Consider the following 23487-nt stretch of genomic DNA (forward strand, 5'->3'; position numbering starts at 1 on the left):
CTTGCTGTGAAAGCGGTTTCTGAACCCGAGTTTCGAGAATCTTCACGAATTAGGAATGGCTTCGCAATGGCTGTTTATGGATGATAAACATATAGGTGTTAATTCGGGATTAAACCCGCAATATGCATTAGAAATTATATTACACATTGAAATTACTTTAAAACAAGACACTTCGTTGCATTACTTCAACTCACCAGAACGAGGCATAGCACAGCTCTGGTGAGTTGAAGTAACTCAGTGAAACGCCTTGTTTTGAGGCAGTTTACTCGCGTAACAGGATTTCTAATGCATCCTGTGGTTTTATAGTTTGATACCCATAAACAATACATCGTCAATTTGATCCAGGTCGCCCTTCCAGTTCTCAAAGTAATCTTTTATCAGGCTGCCCTGTTTCGCCATCGGTTTTTCGCGAATTTCCTCAAGCAAGTTTTTGACACCTACTTTCATAATTTTCTTGCCTCTGGGGCCACCAAACTGGTCGGTATATCCATCGGAGAAAACGTACACGGAATCTCCCTTGGAACAGTTGTATTCGTAATTTAAAAATTTGGAATTTAAAGCCAGCACATCATCACCGATACTTCTTCTGGTTCCGTTGTATATGGATAACTCGTTGTTGATATACACGAAAACAGGACGTTTAGCGGATGCTATTCTTACTTTATTTGAATTCATATCAATTTCGATGACTGAGATGTCCATTCCGTCTTTGGCATTCTCGCTATTTTCTTTTTGAAGCAATACCCGAATGTTGGTGTCCAGCTTTTCAAGGATATCGGCTGGAGAATGAACCTTTTCAGTTTTGTATATATCGTTGAGCAACGTTGTTCCAATCATTGACATAAAAGCTCCAGGGACACCATGGCCTGTGCAGTCGGCACAACATAATAAAAATGTATCCTTATTTTTGGTAAACCAATAGAAGTCACCACTTACTATGTCTCGAGGAGCAAAGAATATAAACGATTCCGAGAAGGCGTTTTTCAGGTCGTTAACGGGCGGCAAAATAGAGCTTTGGATACGCTTGGCATAATTAATGCTGGCTGTAATATCCATGTTTTTGCGTTCTATCTCATTTTTTTGTGCCCGCAGAACTACGGTTTGTGAGTCCACTTCTCTCTGAAGCGCCTCTTTCTGCATCCTTAAATTTCGCTCCCTGATTTTAATAATCCAATAGAATGATAGGCCAAGTAAAGCGGTTAACACGAGATAGAACCACCATTTCTTCCAAACGGGTTCCGCAATTTCAATACGGATTGATAACGGATTATTGTTTGGGATACCATCCGCATTGAATGCCCGGATTTTTAAATCGTATTTACCGTCGGGCAAAAATTCGTATTCTCTAAAGTTGGTAGCTCCCAGGTCTATCCATTCTTGTTCTTTATCCCCGTTTCGTAAAAGTTTATATTGATAGGTTACGCCAAGTGGATCTTTGAAGCTAATACCGGTAAAGTCAAATCTAAACTTAGCGTATTTCCTGTTATAAGGATATGGAAGTTTAATCGCTTTATTCAGAGGATAGCTAGTTCCGGAAATATCTATCCTGTTTAAGTTGATTTTAGGCGGAACCAAGTTTTTTTTATCTCTATCCGGGAAATACTTAATAATGCCATGGCTCGATGCAAACCATATATTTTCTTCCTGATCTTCCCAGATATCGTAAAAATCACCGCCCATTTGTTCTTTGAAACCGAAGGTTCTGATTTGTGAATTCCTTAAATCAATGGTACTAATGCCAGGTTGATGGGCAACCCAAAGTCTGTCGTTTTTGTCGCAGACAATATCGTAACAGTAGTTTTTGGTGAGACCGTCAGAAATATCTATGGCAACCAAAGTATCCTGGTTGTATTTTAATACCCCTTTACCAATAGTGGATAACCAATAGTTCCCCTTGGAGTCTATCGTCATTCCGGAAACATCGAGTGGTGACTTGGAAAGCCTGTGAACCTCAATACTAGTGCTGTCAAGCAAACATATCCCGCTAGATTTAGGTCCGATCCACACTTGATTACGATCGTCAATAAACACAAAGCGAATGTTGTTGTGGGGCAATTGATTTTCCGTTGTTAATAACCTTGTTGCCTTGGTTTTCCGGTTCACGAGGTAGAAACCGGATGTGGTCGCCAGGTAAATCTGGTCATCCACAATGGCCAGGTCATTAATCTTCGGCTCGCTTACTCCTTTTGTGTAATTGAATTTTTTAAAACCTAAATTCCCGTTTTCTCTGAAATACAAGCCCGATTCGAATGATGCCACCCAAAAAGTACTGTCGGCATCATATTCAAAACCTGTAATTTCATCGTTGGGAATACCCTGTGCTGTATCGTAGTACTCATGGTCGGAAAAACAAAATGGGTCGGTACGTAATATTCCGTTGTCCAACCCTATCCATAGGTTGGAATGGGTGGCTATTACCGACTTGGCCTTGTGTTGTTTAAAACCGATATTATCCAGGTCGTAATGGATAAAATAGTCATTCAGCAACACCGAAACACCGCCACCATAGGTTGCGAACCAATAATTATCTTCGCGGTCACCTAAAATCGCTCTGATAAAATCATGGTTCAAACCGTTTTCTGTATCGAATTTAAAAGATTCTATAAAAGTTTGAGTGGCTGCATCCAGAAACAATTTAATCACCCCATTACCCCAGGTGGCAAGTAACAGATTGCCATCTTTTTCCTCGTAAATATCCAGTATGTTTTCATATTCGATATTAAACTTGACACATAATTTGTTATTGGCATAGTGCTTTGCGGTGTTTTCATCGTACTGGAACATGTAAAAGCCTTCATCTTCTGTCGCTATCCAGTATTCTCCTTCAATAGCTTTGCGTTTTACAATCGTATTTATTTTTGTGGGAGGAATGTCCATTATCTCCTCTACCCTTTCAGCATTGCCATCCTGGTTCAGTTTCAGATGTAAAAGCCCTTCTGAAGTTCCCAGCAAAAAATTGAAAGGGTCTACGGATGATATGGAATAATATAACTTGTCTTTAAAAATATCGTGTTGGAAATAGGCAGTTATCTGTTTTTGTTTGTTTATTTTTAGTAAACCATTGTTTTGCACGGTTGCCCAAATATTACCCATGTTATCCTGACAAATATCATTAATAGGGCTTGTTGCCCTTTCGGCAGGAATTATTTTGTGGAAAGATCCGTTTTTAAAATACGATAACGCACCATTGTTATGTCCAACCCACAGGATGCCATCAATATCCACAAAAAGCGAATATACAAAGTCGGATGCCAACGAATCTTTTTGTGTATAAGTTCTGAAATGAATACCATCGTAGCGCACCAAACCTTCACCGGTTCCTATCCATAGGTAACCATTATGGTCTTGAACCAGGCAATATACAAAGTTTTGTGGCAATCCCATGTCCGAATCAAAATTTTTAAAATCAAAGGATTGAGCCGGAACTTCACAGGTTGTTGCAAATAGCAAGATGGTAAAAAGCAGTTGTGTTAATCTTTTATAAATATATGTCATGCCCCCTAGTTTCGTATTATTTTCGGTTTCATACCAATGCTATATTTATATTTTGGAATACCTCCAATCGGAACACTGTAGAACTCGATTAATTCACCATATTGGTTTTTGAGATAAATGACTACATTGTTGTTTTTGATATTGGCACCTTTCTTTTTTATCATTTGAATATCGTATGACTTGTTTTTTTCGGTAGGATGAACCATATGCTGACTATTACCCCAATTGTCATCACCTGATGTTTTCATGAATTCCCCGTTTTTGGCAACCGAAATAATTCTGATGATGCCATCGTTGTCCCAGTCGAAGTTGGCTTGTTTAACCGATTGAACTTTTTCGTCGATAAAAGGATAAATGTGCGAAACTTCATTTGAGTTATCGTGTAACCTAAATTTATATTTATAATAAAATGCGAACGCACCTTCAACGGCTTGGTTTTCGGTAGACCTGCTACTTAGAAACAGGTTATATAAGTTGCCGTCATCTCCCGAAATACCTTCCACAACTACTTTAAAAACGTATCCGCCATATTCATCGGGCAAAAACTCGCCTTCAGTAGGGTTAATAGGTCCAAAAGTATACCAACTTTTATCGTATCTGGGATTTGCGGTAAAGGACTTTGTGCCAAGCAAAGTCCCACTTTTATAGTTGCCTTTTAAATTTATATGTTTGGCATCTTTGTCAGAGCATGCACCATTACCTCCATAAATACTATATTTCATGCGGGTTTCCCATTCTCCTTTCTGTTCGTCTATCTCGCCGCCGGTATCCGGATCATAAACCCTGATAAAGATAGGTTCTGTATGATCTTTAGGCACAGAGTAAAATATGACCTGACAATAATCGTCATCCCCCCAAGCCGTTTCACCTTTGTTTCCGAATGTTACCAGATGTGGTATGTTTTCGTCTATGGCCGGAACGGGCTGGGCAATAGCGCTAAACGCAATTGCTATAAATAATAATAGTACCGTTGTTTTATGCATGTGTATTGATTATTCTGTGACAACAATCTGTCGTGTTGAACTTAGTTTATCGGTAGGATCAAATTTTGAAATGGCCCCACACGTAATTGTGTATATACCCTTTTTTCGAAAAATATGATGAATGGTTACACCTTTTGCTTTATTCCCGTCTCCAAAATCCCAAAAATATTGTTTTGGTATGAAATCTCTTAGTATTGATTTCTCCGTAGAAAGGCTAAAGGAAGTGCCCGCTTTAACGGTGTCGGGAGCCGAAATATAAATTTGTTGGGTGAGTTCGAGGTTTACATCGTAACTGGCCACCGTATATAAATCTTCGTTAGCCAGGGTATCAACCACATTTAGCTCCACCTTATAGTTTCCCGGCCCCGGAAAACAATGATCCACTTCTAGCCCGGTAGCGGTTTCCCCATCGCCAAAATACCATTTGTATTTATAGGGCAAGGTATCTGAAACATAAGGGCCGTTTTCAAACAAGGTAAAGCAAAAAGTATCATCAACCTGCGGTTTAGCATCCGGAAAGGTAGGGTGGGGGTTATTGAATTTAAAAATATTGGCACTCCCCGTTCGGTCGGATGCAAAATACCCTTCTGTTTGAGAATCGTAAATAAAGCACGAAAAGTCGTTGCTTTCGGTATTGATAGGATATTCCATCTTTACGGGTGCGCTCCACCGGCCATTGTTTTTAGAGGTGTAGAATATATCCAGTTTACCGGTGCTGTTGTGGCCTTCCGACGAAAAGTATAATTTACCGGAAGGATGATAGTATGGAAAAACCTCATTTCCTTCTGTGTTGACCGTTTTACCCAAATTTACCGGTTCTGTCCATTCCCCATTTACGACAGTAGATTCGTATATATCGGCTTTGCCAAATCCATCGGGTCTGTCCGAGACAAAATAAATAGTTTGTCCGTCTGGTGTAATGGTGGGGTGAACGTTGGAGAAATCTCTTCTTGAGTTGTGCTTGAATGCTGAAGGTCTGCCCCATTTACCGTTTATATTGGGAATGAAAAATATACCCAATAGGTTCTTTCTACCTTTGCTTCGTTTTATGGTACTGTACTGATTTTGGGTAATTACAATGGTAGAAGTGTCGGCGGACCAGCAGATGGATGCAGTGTTTAATTTAGAAAGCTGCGGGTTTTGAAGGGCCGTTTCTTTACCCATACCGTCGTTTGGTAAAATGCTTGACTTGTACAAACGGTACACCCATTCGTTGTCCTGGTTCAGGTACGATTTTAGCAGCTCATGTTTTCTGTTTGAGGTGAAATACAATACAGAATCGACCACGTATGGGGCAAAATCGTTTTTAGAAGGACTGTTTGTCTTCAGGTTCACAATTTTAATGTCTTGGGCATAAACCGAAAGGCTGAATAGGGCCAACAAAATAAATGTGAATATATGTTTTAAGTTATGTGTGATCATTTTTTAAAAGAATTTTGGATCCGGTGAGTCGATTTTAAAACCAAAGTCAAACTGTAAGGCTACCTCATGCGTACCTCCGTTATATGAGCCAATCGGGTCAATGTCGTAGTCGTAACTGTAGGTAAAACGGAGTTGTGGTGATATTTGAAAACCGGCAACACCAATAACTTGGTTGGTGGTGCGATAAGAGGCTCCCAGAATTACGGAATTCATTATAAATGTTGTTGCACTTAGGTCGGCAAATGTTTCATCGTCCAAATTAACTCTGACCAATGCAGATGGTTGTATCGAAAAATTATCGCTTATTTTATAGAGATAGCCTGCCGTCAATAAGTAATCTATTTTTGTAAACTCTAAGGTGCTTTCTCCGGTTCCAAATCTATCATGATACAGTAAAGAGGGTACCGACAGTCCGGCAAAATATCTGTTGTGATAAATAGCGGCTCCAAAACCAACCCATGGGGCCATGGTTTGCTCTCCATCAATAAACTCACTATCGTTACCATCTGCCAAAACAACATCGTCCCAATCGGATTTGTAGTTCACCATACCCGCTGTGATACCAAGTGCCAGTCTGGTTTCCTGATTGAGTTGCAGCCTGTACGTGTAAGAAACATTAAAGCCGGTGTTTTGAGACGTGGCAAATTTATCGTTAAAAAACTGGGCTCCCAAAGCCACTTTTTCATTTTTTAAAGGGCTGTTGATGGAAAAGAAAGCTCCCGCAGGAGAATTTTCGAAACTCGCATATTTCTTGCGATAGGATGCATAAGCCGATAAGGTTTCGTGAGAACCACCAAACGCCGGATTAACGGTGTACCTGTTATACATATACTGACTCATAATAAGCTCTCGTTGCCCCAGGGCAGGGGACAAAAGCGTAATGAGAAGAATTATTATAAGGCTAATCTGTTTCATTATATTGTGATGTGTGTAATACTAGTATTTGACTGTTATGTAATTTTTTACCGTGGAGATTCCTTCTCCCTCAAATACATATAAATATATTCCCGGATCCGGAATTTCATAACCGAATTCCTCATCAGGCCACCTTTTGTATTTTCCCTTTAGGTGATCCCATTCTCCATAATTATTGATTGAAATAACTTGTTTGCCATGTTTGTCGAAGACCGATAATTTATTGTTGGTGATGTTTTCGGCTCCCTTAATTTTTAGTACATCATTGTTGCCATCATTATTGGGCGATATGCCGGTTGGGGCAAACAGAGGATGGGTTTCGATATATACGTTGTGAACTCTCTCGCGACATGTTTCGGGAGCCGAAGCCAAGGTGGCTTTCCATTGCAAATGATAGGTTTCATCGGCGGAAAAATTAGAGAACTTTGATTTGAACGAAGTGTCATCTTCAAATGTAGCCCCGGTTACCGTAGGCTCGATGATGCTCCATTGCCCCGTACCAACGGTTAAACTATCTGCCGGCAGTATGATGAAGTTGGCCGCGTAAATTACAGTGTCGGTAATTTCTTTAACGGGTCGCGGTGTGTCATAAAAGCTAACTATAACTGTATCTGTGTCCGTGCATCGTCCATTGGTCTCCCTCCACACTAGATTTAACGTTCCTGTGTTGTTGGCAGTGAATTTGCTGGTAGGGTCGTACACATCATCAAAAAGCCCTTCGCTTAGCAACCATTCACTGTCATCGTATTGTTGCACTGCCAAAAGATCAACTTCTACCCCACAAGTATCAATGGGTGGTCCGGCATTGGCTACCGGCATCTCATCTACCCAGATATCCTGCGACAAACTCAGGTCTGAAACACAATCATGACTATCTGTTATCCTTGTGATGTTTACGGTATTATTTCCAAGGGCCAGTTCGGGGTACATCAAATCCAGCTCCGGATCCGAAGTGCTTAAGGATTCGGTGATGGCAGACCCGCCCAAATTATAAACTATTTCAAAAGGGGCATTACCTGTTGGATCCAGCACTAGAGTGGTCGATTTATCTTCGCATATTTCGTCGTCGGTAACGGAAGTTATTGCAAGAGTAGGTGACTTAATGAATTTAATGGCTACCTCATCAAAATCGGCACATTGCAATCCGTCGGTGGTTGTTTCGGTCCATCTTAATGGCACCGTTCTGTAATATTCGTCAGCTGCAAAAGAAGCTGTCGCTGTGGCGTTGGCTTGTGTATCGTCTGAAAAATTGATTCCCGTAACCAAGGCTGTCCATTTTCCTGTTGTACCCGGGCTGGCTTCAGCCTCTAAAGTAAAATCAGCTCCGCAGATAGGGTTCTCTCCGATTCTATCTTCTCCGGCCCTTGCATCCGGTTTAACATCCACAGCGGTTCTTTGTCCAATCATGTCAGCAGACTCGGCAGTACATCCGTTACCATCTTCGATGGATTGAAATGATATGGTTTCGGTATCGGAAACCGGAATGGAAATGGAGATGTCTTCGTCAGCTTCAGTGGCAACAAATGAACCTTTGGCTGTGCCTGCATCATTTTTTAGGATATAACTGAAATCACTGTTACCCTCAAAATTTAATTCTAATGGTATGGTATGTGTTGGTGCATCGGTTGAACAGTACTTCCAATCGCTGATGTCTTTTATAGTTCCTTTCGGCCTTCCGTATAGGGTAATTTCCACTTCGTCATAAAGGTCTTTACAGGCACCGTTTTCGGCATTCAACCTTAGAGAATAAGTGTCCGCAACATCGCCTGTAAACTTTGAAGTGGGCGAGGCATCATCCTCAAAAGTCGTAGATGCACCCGGGTCGCTCCACCATATTTTTGTAGTAGAACCCGTTATAGATCCATTCATCGTGTGTTCATACCCGCACACCGCAGCATCAACACCTGCTTCAACAATGGGGCTGTTATCAATGGTTACATTTACTGCGCCAGACACTTGCGTTGAACCTTCACCTGAAGGTGGATAATTAGCGTCAAAAACTTTTACCAGTTCAAATGACGTGCTATTGGAGATGCCGGCAAATGGAAAATCAAATTCATATTCGGATGTGGAAGGAGAAGTGCTTGTTGCACTTCCTCGTTTGTAATGAAAGGAAAAAGGAGGTTCTCCTGTAAATTTCACTTTGAGAATTACATCCCCGGATTCGCAAAAAGATAAATCCTCACTTACAATAGTTGCCGTAGGCTTTTCTTGTGCTAAGGTGGTGTTAGGCAGTGTTAGTATAGTAAATACAAATATGATTAGAAAATACTTCATTTGTTCAATGTTGGATTCAATGGTTACTTGTCTGATTTTGTTTCATAACTTCTTTATACTAAGGTTTTAGGTAAATGGTTTTACTTATCTGCAAAATTACTCTGTTAAAGAATTGTGCTTAAGAAGACAAAACGTAGTATATAAAGGGCTTATAGCTTGTTTTCAACGCAAACAAAAATAGTTAATTTTCTGGAGGGAATAACAGTGATTCTCTCACGGATAGGTTTGTTAATCCATCGATATGGAGCTTTCGTCAAAATTTCGACCCATTCTGGCTGTGGGACAGCAGCGAGGGTGCTTATGAATTTATCCTAACACCAAATTATAGGTCGTAGATAGTCCTCTTTTGGGGTTTGTTTTTACGTAGCTGTTTCCTGCGAAAGTTATTGTAGATTTCGGAAAAAACTTGCGCAAAATTCTCTTCCGGAGCAGGGGCGGGAGAAAGCACCATATTACCTTCCGGATTTATTAAGTAATAGGTAGGTAACACTTTGATATTATAATCCAGGAGTACCTTGGCGTTTTGTCCAAAATGAAGGAATTGCCAACTGAACTTGTTATTCTTAACATAGGCCATAGCCTCATCAGGATCTTCGTCGGTTAGTATGGTCACTATTTCCATATCCTTCTTATAGGTCTGTGCCATCATCTCCAATACCTGAAAATCTTTCTTGCAGGCATAGTTTTTGGTGTTGGCAAAATTAAGGTAGACAAATTTCCCTTCGTAGTCCTGAAGCACCATGGTCTTTGATCCTGATAGATTTTGAAGTTCAAACTCGGGAGGAGCCTTGCCAACATTTAATTTGGTGATTTTGTCTAATATATCGGATGCAATTTTGTTGTTTTGATCATTGGCACAACTGTCTTTTGCACTCTTCACAATGTTGGTGATTTTAAGTTTGGAATAGGCATTGGAATAGTAACCTGTATATAAGTTTTTTAGCACGATCAATTCGGCCAGTTCCCTGTTTTTGAAAAGCGTGTCCTCGGAAAGCGATAGCGTAATTAATTTAAAGGATTCGGATTTGTTCCATGTATTTTTAAAACTTAGACCTTCTTTCGAGGAAAGGTAATAATGGAAAAAATTATTAAACTGACGGTTAAAGGATGCCCAATACGTATCTAAATAATATAAAACAGGTATTGTAGAAAATCCTTTATAAATGGCACTTCGGGGTTTACTGGAATAAACATATTCGTACAGGTTTTGGTATTTAAAATGTTTGTAATAATAAAACCAACTTCCATTTTCTGCAGGAAATTCAACATCGGTTTCGTTTTTTATTTTAAACAATTCTTTTTTATTTCCCGTTAAAACAATGCGTTTGATGTTTTTGTTAAACAGGGAGTTGTATTTTTCTTCAAATGTAGCAGTTCTGCGGTTTATTTCGTCGGGTGAAGAATTTTGCACCCCCAAAACTACAGATTCCGGATTGAAAAAAGGATTTAGTTTGTCTTCCGGTTTTATTGGCCTGTATAAGGGTAGGGTTACGACGTATGTTCTGCCAGGTTCTACATATAGGTGGCTCCTTAATACACCTAAATTAATATATATCTTGGTTATTTCGTCAACGGGAAAAGTGGTGCTAAAGTTTCCTTGGGGATCAACGGAAAAGGTTTTTAAGTCTTCAAAACTGCGGGTTATGTAATTGCTTTGTCGTTCAATAGTCAATCGCATATTGGAATAGCCGGGTGCATTGCCTCGCAAAGTGACCTGGTCGCTTTGCGCGTTGGTAATTCCCCAACTGACAAATAATATGACTATCCAAATCCCTCGCATCGTTTATCTGTTGTATTCGGCCATTTTTTGTCTAATCTTCTCGGGAATAAACTGGCTGGCATCCCCGTTGTGGCTTATAATGTCCCTGACGATAGATGAGTTGACCGGTGTGTGTTCCGGTGTTGTTAATAAAAATACGGACTCTATTCCGGTCATCGCTTTGTTGACTTGCGCAATCGCTCTTTCGTATTCAAAGTCGGCAGCGGTACGTATCCCTCTAAGGATATAACCGGCATTAACGGTTTTAGCAAAATCCACGGTAAGTCCCTGATACTTGGATACTTTAACATTAGGCAAGTCGTTAAACAGGTATTTCACCCACTCAATACGGGTATCCACAGGATAAAAATCCCGTTTTTGGGCGTTATAGCCAAGGCCAATAATTATTTCATCAAAAAGGTCAACGGCCCTTTGTACAATATTTTCGTGACCAATTGTAAAGGGATCAAACGAACCTGGGAAAATTGCTATGCGTTTCATGGGTATAAATTATAATATTCCATTTCCTTACCTCTATAACATTGGGGTAACTCACCAGTATAGTGCAAAGAAACAACGGTTCCGTTGATCTTTGAGTTCAATAGGTTCGTTTACTTTTACTCGTTTTAACCGAGGGAATTCAATAGCTATGCCATCTTTCAACGAGCGTAAAGTTGTAAAAATACCTTTACTCCACAAAGAACTATTACCAAAACTTAATTTTAAATGTGGCAAAAGCAGCCATCCGCAACAGGATAACCCCGTGTTTAAAACGGCTAATGTTGGTATCGCCGTATTTTCTTTCGCGATACCTTATGGGCAGATCTATTATTTTCAGATTCAGTTTATAAGCTCCGAATAAAAGGTCGAAATCTCCGAAGGGATCAAATTCCCCAAAAAATTTCCTGTTGGCCGCCAGCTTTTCATAATCGGACCTAAACATTACTTTAGTCCCGCACAGCGTATCTTTAATAGGCCGTTCCAAAATATAGGAAAAGAATTTGCTAAAGAAATGATTGCCGATGGTGTTTAACGGGCGCATGGCATTTTTTTCCATGGGGTAAACCAGACGGACCCCATTAATAAACTCTCCTTTACCGGAGGTGATAGCGTTGTAAAACTTGGGCAAATCTTCAGGTGGTACGGTTAGGTCGGCATCCAATATCATCAGGATATCTCCGGTAGCAGCGGCAAAGCCTTTCCGAACAGCATCCCCTTTACCTTTCCCATCCTGCTGCATTATCTTGATGTTGTGGGATGATTTATATTTCTCATGCGCCTTTTGGATGGCGTGCCATGTGTCGTCGGTGGAGTTACCCTCCACAAAAATAATTTCAACTTCCTTTCCGAACATGGGTATTCGTACGATGGCATCTTCAATGTTCCGTGTTTCATTTCTGGCAGGAATAACCACTGTTGTACTATATCTGTTATCTAATTCATTAAGGGAGATTGATGGGGGAGTTGGCCGTGCAAAAACGAATTGGTTTAGACCCATTCGGTTGAGTAAGGGCAAACGACTGAGAAAACGGTTGAAGAAAGGAGACAGAACAGGAATATGGTACGGTAGAAACATGCTCCTGTTTTCTTTGTAAGTTTCAAAACCCGAAAGGTAAAGCAGGTTTTGTATATCAGAGGAAGAGAGCCAGTTCTGTCGCGGGGATTTTCGCTTAACGCCAATGGTTTCGGCAAAACGGATAAATGGTTCCCACATCCGGTTGTAATAGGTTACGATTATTCGGGTTTTTTCGTGCGATACTTTAGCCAGTTGCAAAAATACCGATTCTACATCGGGCAGCACCCCGATAATATTTGAAAGGATAATAACGTCGTATTTTTTATGCAGTTTAATGTCCTCGGCAGCCATCTCATGAAAATGGATGTGAGGAAACCTCCTACGAGCTATTTCAATCATTTTAGGCGAAAAATCGATGCCTGTCTTTTCTTTCCCATTTATGGAATCCAAAAGATCGCCTTGGCCGCACCCTACCTCTAATATGGAACAATCGGGATGAATGAAATAACTACAGTATTTTGAAATGGAGTTCCAGTAATATGACCTTCTTCGGCGGTATTTGATCCACTTTTCCGAAAAGTTGTCCCAATATTCTTTAATTTCCCGATTGCTGTATGGTGTCATTTTTTATGATGGTTTTGTCGGGCTCGGTGGCCGCATAATTTATTTTAAATAGATAGGTAGGCTCTTGGCTGCCAAATTTCTTAACGACCTCTAGAGAATTAGGGTATTGATTAACGATGACTGCCAAGAATCGCTGAATGGTATTAATGGATTGCCCGGTGTATCTTTGCGGATTTTTCCTCAGGCTTGCCATCATCACATGACTAATGTCTCGTTCTTTAAGGTATTGAACCAGTTCGTCGGCATTTTTTGAAGGGATGCGGTAAATGCCGTGGAACTTCTTTCCTTTGCCATAAATGCGGGCCATGTTGGGCTTTCTGCACGCCACAAACATTTTTTCATCAAGCTCATTGTGGCAGTATTCGGCCATCTTTAAATAATTGACCCAGTCAGGAGTATAGCCATATAGCTTGTCGCCATTTAAGTTTTTAGACAACGTTGTAATATCAATTGTTTTAGTGCCGTTGTTAAAGGTAAGCCCTGCCGAAACAAGGAATGCCGCCAAAACTAAATTGTCGATAAAAAACAGTTTTTTGTCTTTGCCGGGTGAAATCAAACTTTCAGAAAGAACCAGCAATGCAAGGGGCACAAAAGGGATTATCAATCGATATTGATCCCATGTTTTTTGCAAAGAGAAAAATGTAATCCCCAGCATAATAGCCAGGTAAATGGATGTGAAAAACAATGCTTTATTTTTTCGGGCAAAATAGACAAGGCCAATTAAAAAAATAAGATATAGGGTTATGGTAAGAATAGGCGAAATGTTTCTATTGCCTTCGGATCTAAACCCGGCAATACGCATTAAATGCTTCGAGAGGTATAAGTTCGAGTTGTCCTTATACCGTGTTAAAAACCCTTTGAAATCTTCTCTGCCTTCCGTTTTATCATAAGGGTTTTTTTGCAGCAGTTGCGAGGATTGTTCACCCGATTTCACAGGGATACCCCAACCCGCGTATCTGCCGTTGTAAAAAAGAAAGAGTATCCCGGCAAAAAAAATACTTAAATACAAAACTCTGGCAAATTGTTTTTGAAGCAGATAAAAAACAACAATGGCAACTATTGCCCCAAACCCTACGGTTCTGGTTAAAAATAAAGCTACGCAGAGTAGCGAGATGCAAACCAAAAAAGTTATTTCTATTTTGTCAGGAATCCAGATATTGGGACGGCTCGACATTCCCTTAAACACAAAATAGAAAAGGATGGCCTGAAGCACTATAAAGAAGGCTTCGGAATAGGTCTGGCTCGCAAAAAACAAGAAGTGATGGCTTGTGCTCAGAATGGCCATTGTATAAAACAAAGATATATAAGATACCTTGCCTCTAAAACTTCTGTAAAAGATAAAAATGAAACCGATCATAAAAGCTGTTGATGTTAGCTTTAGAATAATCAGGTTCATGCCGGCTATCCAAATTATTAAGGATAGAAACAGCGGGTAGGCCGGGCCTTGGTAGGTCGGAAATTTATTTGTTTCAATAAAGTTGATGGCCCGTATGATATAGGATGAGTCATCTCCGGCAATGCTGGGTTTGACATTGAAGTACAATAAGCTGAAAAGAGTATACGCACCCAACAATACATAAAAAAGGAGATTGGATTTGCTGCTCAGCCAGTTCTCGGTTTTAAGCGCGAATGTGCTATGTTTTTCTTGCATAGATAATAAAGAGTGACTGGTTATTCTAATTCTCTTTTACGATAAGCATTCACAAATAAGATATTACCCATACCATCATACTGTGTAAATCTCTCGGTTCCATTTTGAATGTCTTCCGGCGAGAACCCTATGATGGTAAGGTCGGCATCGTGACTTTGTTTTCGCACGATGTTCTCTTTGTTTGCCCCTTCGTTAAAAGGTATCATCTGAACGTTGCCTGGTGCTATAGGAAGCCTTCCTGATTTGATGAGGTCGAGCCATTTTTTCTTTTCACCATCGAAATCTTTGGATGGAGCCAGGGAATATATCTTAATAAAACCTTTGTTCCATTCTGGATGCCCGAGAATAATATAGGCCAGTAGAATCATTAGGTTGGCATTGTAGAAGTCGTGCCTGCCTATCCATACATGTATTTCCTTTTTATAACCAAATCCTTTTAACGATGTGTTCAGAAAGCAAACGTCCATATTACAGGAGTTGAACAAAGCGTAATTGTTCAGGGCGTTTTTAAGCGGTTCCGGGTTGTCGCTCGGGAACTCGAAAAGAATGAGGTTGCTTCCTTTGCCAGAAATGCCGGAAAGCTGTATTACCTGGGCAATGGCGCTGGTATAGGAAGGACTGATAATCGTATCGATGTACACTCTCGTATTACTGCCCTTAGCCCTCGTGATAAGTCGTTCCAGGGTTTTTTTCGATTCAAGGTTAGTCTGGTAATTAAGCAATCCCTGGATGTAATGAATATACGTTCCAAAACCATATTTATGCGATATCCAACCCAGGAGGTCAAAAGCGGATTGTCTTGCGAAAGAATCGGCACTGACACATACGGCGAAAGGCCTCCAATTATATTCCTGCTCATCTTTGTTGGCCTGCTGAACAAAGATTTGAATTTGCCGGCTTAATTGAAAGGCTACCCCTTTGAATAATTTTTCCAAACCACGTCGTTCTGGGCGGTATTTGCTTATTATCAAATAGATAACGACCATGATACTAAGCGAGAATAAAGAATACGTCCACTCCATCTGAAACATTAACCAAAACGAAAATAGGGCACCTGCCAGGGAATAATACCATCTATTGTGCTTAAAAGTTGGTCGATAGGAAGGGTCTGCGGCAAAATGTTCCAGAAAACTGATGAGGCAAATAACACCATAGGTTACCATAAAAAACATGGAGATAATTTGTGCCACGAAGTTAACATCGCCAATGCCAACAAAGAAAAATGCAATAATGATGGTGACTATGGTACCGTTTACCGGGTCATTGTCTTTTTCCTTCCCTTTTGCCAACCATTTGTTTAGGTGTGGGTAAGGCAGGATATCGTCGAAACCGATGGCCTGCAACGTGCGGGGTGCGACCAGTATAGAGCCAATAGCCGATGATAAAGTCGCAGCTGCTAATCCAATAGGGATAATCGGTCCCCAGATGGCAATGCGTTGCATAATAAGTTGATCCGCAGCCAGCTCTTCAGGAGTAGCAGAGATAGTCAGTTTGTAAGCAATAGCGATGTAGATGATCATTCCAATTAAAGTAGCCCATAATGTACCTCTGGGGATAGAGGTTTTGGGATCTTTAAGATCGCCGGATAAGCCCAAGCCTGCCGCAATACCGGTAAATGCCGGAAAAATAATTGTGAAAACGTAAAAGAACGGTTTTGCATCGGTTGCGGTGGTGTTAATAAGGAAGGTGTGGTTTTCGTTGGTGGGTGAACCCATGAAAAAGAAAATGATGGAAAGAAATAGCATGCCAACAACTACATATAGGGCTTTCATGCCTATGTTAGCACCCCTAATCAAAACCACCACACTTAATATGGCCATCATAAGAAGCGTCACCATCTTTTTGAACACTTCCGGAGCCATGTTGATGGAAATGTAAGGTAAAACTGCGTCAAATGCTTCGCCAAAAGCAATGATATAAAAAGCAACGCTAATAGCCTGCGACAAATAAAGTGCGATGCCTATGGCTCCTCCAATATTAAGACCGAACGATCGGGATATGATATAATAGGCACCTCCACCCTGTACCTTTTGATTGGTGGCAATTTCAGCCACCGCCAGTGCTGTGGGTATGGTAACCAGATGGCCAACAATTACTATGGTAATTACGCCAAGAAAACCAACGTTGCCGACGGCCCAACCAAAACGTAAAAATAGGATGGCCCCAAGTATAGTTGAAATAGCTGTCATAAAAACAGGCATGGATCCAAACGATGCATTGGGGTTTGTCAAAGTTTTTTGCATATATGTTTAGTTTGATATTCTCAAAAATAGGAAAAAATATATAATGAAGCCGTTATTCTAAAATAATTAAAATTTAGTTGTGGCGATGAGCTGAATATTTATGGGTATTGGATTTTGTTGGTCTGAATGTAACTGATTTGAGAATAAATTATGGTTAAAAGTCATATTTTTTTCGGTCTTTATAATTGACAACGAGCCTTAAAATTATTATCTTAGGGGCACTCTAAATAGGTTTAGATTACACAGAAATCTTTGAGGAAGCCGGAAAGTCAGGGGTGTCTTTCCGGCTTTTTTAATGGGGTAAAAATAAAACTATTAACTTTCCATGGTCGCGAGCGTTTATTATTTTTTTATACTTTCGCACAAATTTCCAAATTGTAATTTATGCATTCACAAAATCACTTATCGCAACCTAAGCAAATATTGTTGGGTGTGCAATTTCTTTTTGTTGCCTTTGGCGCAACTGTTTTGGTTCCGTTGTTAGTAGGAATAAATCCATCCATTGCTCTTTTTTCGGCTGGTGTGGGAACTTTAATTTTTCATTTAATAACGAAAGGCAAGGTGCCTGTGTTTTTGGGAAGTAGCTTTGCTTTTATAGCCCCAATTACCGCTGCTACCGAGAAATTTGGTTGGGCAGGTACGCTATCTGGGATAGTTGCGGTAGGTGTTGTTTATTCAGTGGTTTCCGTTCTGGTAAAAATTAGAGGGGTTAATTTTATTAAAAAAATATTCCCGTCGGTTGTGGTAGGGCCGGTTATTATGGTTATCGGCCTGTCGTTAGCTCCGGTGGGTGTCAACATGTCTAAGGGAAACTGGATAATCGCGGGCGTGTCACTGTTGTCGGCAATTATTGCAGTAGTTTATTTTAAAGGAATTATTAAGCTTATTCCGGTTTTTATAGGAATTGTTGTTGGGTACTTGTTGTCACTGGCGATGGGGAAAGTAGATTTTACGCCCATCCAGGAATCGGCTTGGTTCTCGCTACCTAATTTTACCTTGCCTTCTTTCAGTTGGGAAGCTGTTTTGTATATGATTCCTGTTGCCATTGCCCCCTTAATTGAGCATGTTGGCGATATCTATGCCATTGGGGCAGTAGCGGAAAAAGACTTTATGGACGATCCGGGCCTAAATAGAACTATGTTAGGTGATGGCATTGCTACAGGTTTTGCAGGTTTAATCGGGAGTGTTCCAAATACAACTTACTCAGAGGTTACAGGGGCGATTGAGCTTACTAAAGTCACGGATCCGCGGGTTCTGCGGATATCAGCTGTAACCGCCATCGTGTTTTCGTTGGTAGGTAAGGTGAGTGGAATCTTAAAGTCCATCCCCTCGGAGGTGTTGGGTGGTATTATGCTGTTGTTGTTTGGTATGATCGCGAGTGTAGGTGTTAAAACCTTGATCGAATCAAAAGCGGATTTCCATAAGACGCGTAATATGGTAATTGTTTCGGTAATACTTACAGTAGGAATTGGTGGTGCAACCATTGATTTTGGCGGGTTTTCGCTGGCCGGTATTGGATTGGCATCGGTTGTGGGGGTGTTGCTTAATTTGATATTGCCGGGAAAATCCAGAGGGGTTCATTTGCAGGGAGAGGAAAACTAAATGATATAATGGTAGAAGTCTGCCTTTCCAGATAATCACGCTTGGATTAATATTATAGCCTATAGCCCCTTCTTTTGTGTAGTAAAGAGGGGGTTGTTTTTATCTGTTAGTGTTTCAAAATCCTTGGTTGGCCTTATCCAAATATCATCAATTTGATTATATTTTAACATCTCGTTTTTCAACTCCAGACAGGCCTTGTAGCTGTTGAATTCACCAAATGTGTATCTGGTAAATCCATCATTGCAATAATATACTTTCACGTTTTCAATACTTCTTTTCTTAAAATAGTTAAGATCGGGGAGAGGTCCTCTTTTAAGCGCCATGAGCTGCAGGGTATAGCGTTTAATCCGGATTGAATTTTTAGCATGGTTTGCGTTGCCGTAAACATGTTCTTTATCGGCTTTAATGTTTTCGGGGTGAGAAGATACACCTTTTTTGTTAGGGCTTTGTTTATCAACTTTGTCGGTTGTTGCCAAAGCGGTTTTCTTAACAGGCTTTGGCCCTGTTTCTTGCCCGGTAATTGTGGCGTTGGTACTGGCAGGTACATTGCTGTTTGAAGCTGTTAATTCGCTATCTTTTTCTAGTTTTTGATCTATAGCGTTTCGTGCATTGTCAAGAACTGTTTTTATGGTCTTAATCAGTGGGGCGTCCATGGCAATATCCGTAAAACTGACAGGCATTTTTGTTTTCACATAGTTCATGTTGCTGGTTACATTTATATAGGAAACTTTTTCCTTGTCTTCTATGTTTAGTTGCTTTACCTGATATTCATGGCCATTCTCAAGGAACATCATATATTTGCCATTGCCGGGGCCCGGTCTGTAATCCCCCACCAGTTGATTATCTGTTGTTCTGGTCACCAATACGCGCATTCTCGAATATTCTTTCCCCAATATGCTATCGACCTCGCCTTCGATGACAGCAAGTTCAGCGTCCGAAGCGGCATCGAATTCAACGCGGTAAATGTCTGAACCTCCGTAGTTATCGGCAAATTTTGAAGAGGCGTAATACGCATGGCTTTTATTGATGGTTGGAACAAAAAAGAAGTCGTCGTCAGGAGTGTTAATTGGATAGCCCATATTTACAGGTAATACCCAGGTCGAATCTTCATTCATCTGACTGTAAAACACATCTAACCTGCCCATGGTGTTATGTCCTTCGGACGAAAAGTACAGGGTTTTTCCATCGTAGTGAATCATCGGGGTTTCCTCATCAAACTCGGTATTAATATCAGGGCCTAAATTTCTTGGTGTGCCCCAATTTCCATTTGGTAGCTTTTTTACCATATATATGTCCAATCCACCAAAGCCACCTTCTCTGTCGCTTGTAAAAAAGAAAGTGCTTTTATCCGCGGAAATGGAGCCGTGTGTTTCTTCGGAATAACTGTTGATAGGGAAGGGCAGCTTCTCTGGTACCGACCAGTCTTTTCCATTGTAGTTACTGATGTAAAGGCTTTTTCCGTGTTGATCGTTTCTGAATAAAACCATCTGATTGCCATCCGGGGATAGTGATGCCGCAGCTTCGTGTTCGTTTTGTTTAAAGAATGTCTTGAGCAGACGGGCTGATTCCCAGTTGTTAGAGGCCAGTGGAACGGTGTAAATTTTTTCGGCATACTGGCCGTCGGAAAGGAGGCTCTGCTTAATCCAGTTTCTACGGGAAGTAAAAAACAATAGGCTTTCGCTAACCGTTATTAGCGGACTGTGATCGTCGTACATGGAGTTTACATTGCTGCCCATGTTTTTAACGGTAAGCTGAATTGGATTTTTAATAAAGAAATCGGCGTGATGACATATTTGAATCTCTCTTTCTACTTCTTCGATAAAAGCGCTGTCTTTTGGGTCGATGTTTTCAATTAGTTCTTCGTAAATCGAAACTGCTTGTAACGGTTTTAGCAATACCTGGTATGCTTTTCCTAATGAAAGCCCCAGCTCGGTTCCCAAATAACCTTCCTTTTCCTCTTCGGTGAGCATGTCGATACCTTTGTTGAAGCAAATTACAGCTGTGTCGGCACCGTTAGAAGTGTTCAAATACGATAGGCCCATGTTAAATAACGCATCCAAATCTTTTGGGTCATCTTTTACAATTATTTTGAAAACTTCGATGGCCTCCTTGTAATTGTCTTGAGCTGCCAAGGACATTGCATTTTTAAACAGCTTGGTATTTCGGTTGCTTCTCGATTGGCTTGAAGATTGCGCGTGTAAGGCATTTGTCAACAATAAGATGCACGGTAAAGACAAAAGCAATTTTAGGATTGTCTTCTTCATTAGATATGATTTAAGCAATTGGTATTAAGTGCAATGTAATGTAAAAATACGACGTTTATAAATGCACATATACCTTGAAGGGGAATGTTGGCCAAATTTAAAGGTTTCAAAAAATAAAAAGTACTAATAAAAAACACTGGATATTGGTAATTGGCATATATTCAGCAGTATACTGTCTGTCCAAAAAATGGAATGACATTCAAAACTCATGAAAAAAATGTAATGAGTATTGTGGTTTTCGTATTGATAATGTTATTGATACGAGTTGTTAGGATAAATGTTTCGTCATTATTTATCTTTCAACACACACGCACACACAACAGCAGATATGCTGTGGTTGTCTTCTTCGGATATATTCTTATTTCAATATGAACATCTCATCTTCTGCTGTACAAGTAATCATTACTTCTCAAACATCTTCAATTCATAAGAAACTCCCAGCGGAATAATATTGATTTCAGTATTTTCAACACCATAATTAATCAGTTTTATTATTTCCTCGAATGCATATTTGACTCTTAATGCACTAAGTGCAGGATTTAGCGACTGTTCTTTGTTTCCTATTTTAGCAATTTGATGCCTTAGCTCCACTGGTAAATTCATTAATCTGGTATTTCCTGCATCGGTATAACCAGAAATACTTAATTTATACATTTCCGGGAACTCCACAATTTCAATTTCAACCCGTCGTGAATTTTTATATAGCTTGAGTTGTTTTTTAGAGTAATAATTTTTTTTGTCGGCATATATATTGGGATGGTTAATGGTATCCACACCCATTGCCCGCAAATTTAACTCGATGTTTTTCTTATCTGATTGGTTGCTTATTTTTTCTAAAATTCCGCACTCTTCAGGCAAGAAGGAGATAGACACAAAATCGTTGGGGGAAAAGTATTTTATGCTTCTGAGCAAAGTGTCGGATTTTTTAACAATATGCTCGGTTGCCTCTTTGTGCAAGTCAGCAAGATTTGTTTTTTGCGGCAAATTCACGAATATTTTGTGCTTGGTCTCAATCTTTTGTTTGGTTTCATTCTCGACAATGGGCCATTTATTCCGGGTGCTTATCGAAGTAATTTTGGGTGTGTTTATCAAAGGAACATCCATGGCCACATCTTTAAAAGTGACGGGCATTTTGGTTTCTAAATAGTTCATGTTGCTGGTGACATTCACATACGAAATCTTTTCTTTGTTTTCGATATGTAATTGTCTCACCTGGTATTCGTAGCCGTTCTCCAGGAACATCATATATTTCCCATCCTTAGGATTCGGACGATAATCACCGACCAAACTGTTATCGTTGGTTCGGGTAACCAATATGCGCATTTTGCTGAAGTCACTACCGAAATTAGGGTCTATTTCTCCTTCGATTACGGCCAGTTCGGTATTGGATTCTGCGTCGAATTCGACCTTATATATGTCGGATCCGCCATAAGTATCATCAAATTTGGCTGACGCGTAATATGCATGACTTTTATTAATAGTAGGAACAAAGAAAAAGTCGTCGCCAGGTGTGTTAATAGGGTACCCCATGTTAACCGGAAAGGCCCATGAGGAATCAGGTGCCATCTGACTGTAAAACACGTCGAGCCTGCCCATGGTGTTATGTCCTTCCGACGAAAAATAGAGTGTTTTGCCATCGTAATGGATCATAGGTGTTTCCTCATCGAATTCGGTGTTGATATTTGAGCCCAGGTTTCTGGGGTGTCCCCATTTTCCATCAGGCAGTTTTTTTACCATATAAATGTCAAGTCCTCCAAAACCGCCTTCTCTGTCACTTGTAAAAAAGAAGGTGCTTTTATCGGCCGATATGCAGCCGTGTGTTTCCTCGGAATAACTGTTGATGGGGAAGGGCAGTTTTACGGGGCTAGACCAGCTATTGTTGCTATAGTCACTTAGATAAAGGCTTTTGCCATGTTCGTCATTTCGGAACAAAACCAGTTGGTTCCCATCAGGAGACAAAGATGCCGCTGCTTCGTGTTCATTTTGTTTAAAAAATACTTTTAGCAGTCGGGCAGATTCATAGTTGTTGGCCAGTAAAGGTACGGTATATATTTTCTCGGCGTACTGGCCATCAGAAAGAAGGCTGAGCTTGATCCAGTTTCTGCGGGAAGTGAAAAATAATTGATTTTCGCTCACTGCGATCAACGGACTGTGATCGTCGTACATAGAGTTTACACGGCTGCCCATGTTTTTAACGGTTAGGTTAATCGGGTTTTTGATTAAGAAATCGGCATGGTGACATACCTGAATCTCTCTTTCAATTTGCTGAATAAGAGCGGTATCCTCTGTGGGGGTATTTTTTAAGACCTCCTCGTATATGGATACGGCCTTTAAAGGTTGCAGAGATACCTGGTATGCCTTACCCAATGAAAGTCCAAATTCGGTTCCTAAATAGCCTTCTTTTTCATCTTGGTTAAGGGCATTTAATCCTTGGTTAAAACAAATAATGGCAGTATCAGCGCCGTTGGATGTGTTCAGATATGAAAGCCCCATGTTGAACAATGCGTCCAGGTCTTTCGGGTTATCTTTTACAACGAGTTTGAAGAGCTCAATAGCTTGCTTGTAGTTGTCTTGATAAGTCAACGCCATAGCCTTTTTAAATAACTTTTTATTTTTTGAACTTCTTTGTTCCGGAAGGTTTTGGCCGGTTAAGGCAAAGTAACTAACAATTATATATAGTAATGAGAAAAGAGCCTTTAAAATTGTCTTGTTCATTGAATAGATTTAAGCAGTTGG

General features: G+C 40.3%; 13 protein-coding genes. 1 reads left to right on the forward strand and 12 read right to left on the reverse strand.

The window, feature by feature from the left end; genetic code table 11:
• Window positions 1-300: 300 nt before the first annotated feature.
• From ACRD64_RS04125 to ACRD64_RS04170, 10 genes are all read right to left on the reverse strand, one after another.
• On the reverse strand, window positions 301-3495 hold the full coding sequence (locus ACRD64_RS04125; protein ID WP_430931941.1) for a two-component regulator propeller domain-containing protein: 3195 nt from the start codon (window positions 3493-3495) through the stop codon (window positions 301-303).
• A gap of 5 nt (window positions 3496-3500) precedes the next feature.
• Window positions 3501-4478, reverse strand: a complete 978-nt coding sequence (locus ACRD64_RS04130) for a hypothetical protein (protein ID WP_430931942.1) — start codon at window positions 4476-4478, stop codon at window positions 3501-3503.
• A 9-nt stretch (window positions 4479-4487) separates the two neighbouring features.
• A complete protein-coding gene (locus tag ACRD64_RS04135) occupies window positions 4488-5900 on the reverse strand; it encodes a PKD domain-containing protein (RefSeq protein WP_430931943.1) in 1413 nt (470 codons plus the stop codon).
• A gap of 3 nt (window positions 5901-5903) precedes the next feature.
• On the reverse strand, window positions 5904-6815 hold the full coding sequence (locus ACRD64_RS04140; protein WP_430931944.1) for a PorP/SprF family type IX secretion system membrane protein: 912 nt from the start codon (window positions 6813-6815) through the stop codon (window positions 5904-5906).
• 21 nt (window positions 6816-6836) lie between these two features.
• Window positions 6837-9092 (reverse strand): gliding motility-associated C-terminal domain-containing protein, encoded by a 2256-nt coding sequence (locus ACRD64_RS04145; protein ID WP_430931946.1) that lies wholly within the window; start codon window positions 9090-9092, stop codon window positions 6837-6839.
• 322 nt (window positions 9093-9414) lie between these two features.
• Entirely contained in the window at window positions 9415-10872 is a 1458-nt protein-coding gene (locus ACRD64_RS04150; protein WP_430931947.1) for a TlpA family protein disulfide reductase, read from the reverse strand.
• A gap of 3 nt (window positions 10873-10875) precedes the next feature.
• Window positions 10876-11352 carry a pantetheine-phosphate adenylyltransferase gene (gene coaD, locus ACRD64_RS04155; RefSeq protein WP_430931948.1) on the reverse strand — a complete coding sequence of 159 codons (477 nt, stop codon included), beginning with the start codon at window positions 11350-11352 and terminating at the stop codon, window positions 10876-10878.
• Between the two features lie 205 nt (window positions 11353-11557).
• Window positions 11558-12991, reverse strand: a complete 1434-nt coding sequence (locus ACRD64_RS04160) for a glycosyltransferase (protein ID WP_430931949.1) — start codon at window positions 12989-12991, stop codon at window positions 11558-11560.
• The gene (locus ACRD64_RS04165; RefSeq protein WP_430931950.1) at window positions 12963-14642 is read right to left on the reverse strand and encodes a hypothetical protein; all 1680 of its coding nucleotides are present in this window, start codon (window positions 14640-14642) and stop codon (window positions 12963-12965) included. Before ACRD64_RS04165 ends, ACRD64_RS04160 begins: the two co-directional genes overlap by 29 nt.
• Window positions 14643-14662: 20 nt before the next feature.
• Window positions 14663-16885, reverse strand: coding sequence for an amino acid permease (locus tag ACRD64_RS04170; protein ID WP_430931951.1), 2223 nt, complete (start codon window positions 16883-16885; stop codon window positions 14663-14665).
• A 384-nt stretch (window positions 16886-17269) separates the two neighbouring features.
• Between ACRD64_RS04170 and ACRD64_RS04175 the strand changes: the two genes are divergently transcribed.
• Window positions 17270-18487 (forward strand): uracil-xanthine permease family protein, encoded by a 1218-nt coding sequence (locus ACRD64_RS04175; RefSeq protein WP_430931952.1) that lies wholly within the window; start codon window positions 17270-17272, stop codon window positions 18485-18487.
• A gap of 59 nt (window positions 18488-18546) precedes the next feature.
• Here the strand turns inward: ACRD64_RS04175 and ACRD64_RS04180 are convergent, their stop codons facing one another.
• Together ACRD64_RS04180 and ACRD64_RS04185 are read right to left on the reverse strand one after the other, a co-directional pair.
• A complete protein-coding gene (locus ACRD64_RS04180; protein WP_430931953.1) occupies window positions 18547-20751 on the reverse strand; it encodes a hypothetical protein in 2205 nt (734 codons plus the stop codon).
• A gap of 402 nt (window positions 20752-21153) precedes the next feature.
• On the reverse strand, window positions 21154-23466 hold the full coding sequence (locus ACRD64_RS04185; protein WP_430931954.1) for a tetratricopeptide repeat protein: 2313 nt from the start codon (window positions 23464-23466) through the stop codon (window positions 21154-21156).
• Between the last annotated feature and the right edge of the window lie 21 nt (window positions 23467-23487).

This window comes from Saccharicrinis sp. 156, assembly GCF_050589685.1.
Lineage (GTDB): Bacteria > Bacteroidota > Bacteroidia > Bacteroidales > Marinilabiliaceae > Saccharicrinis.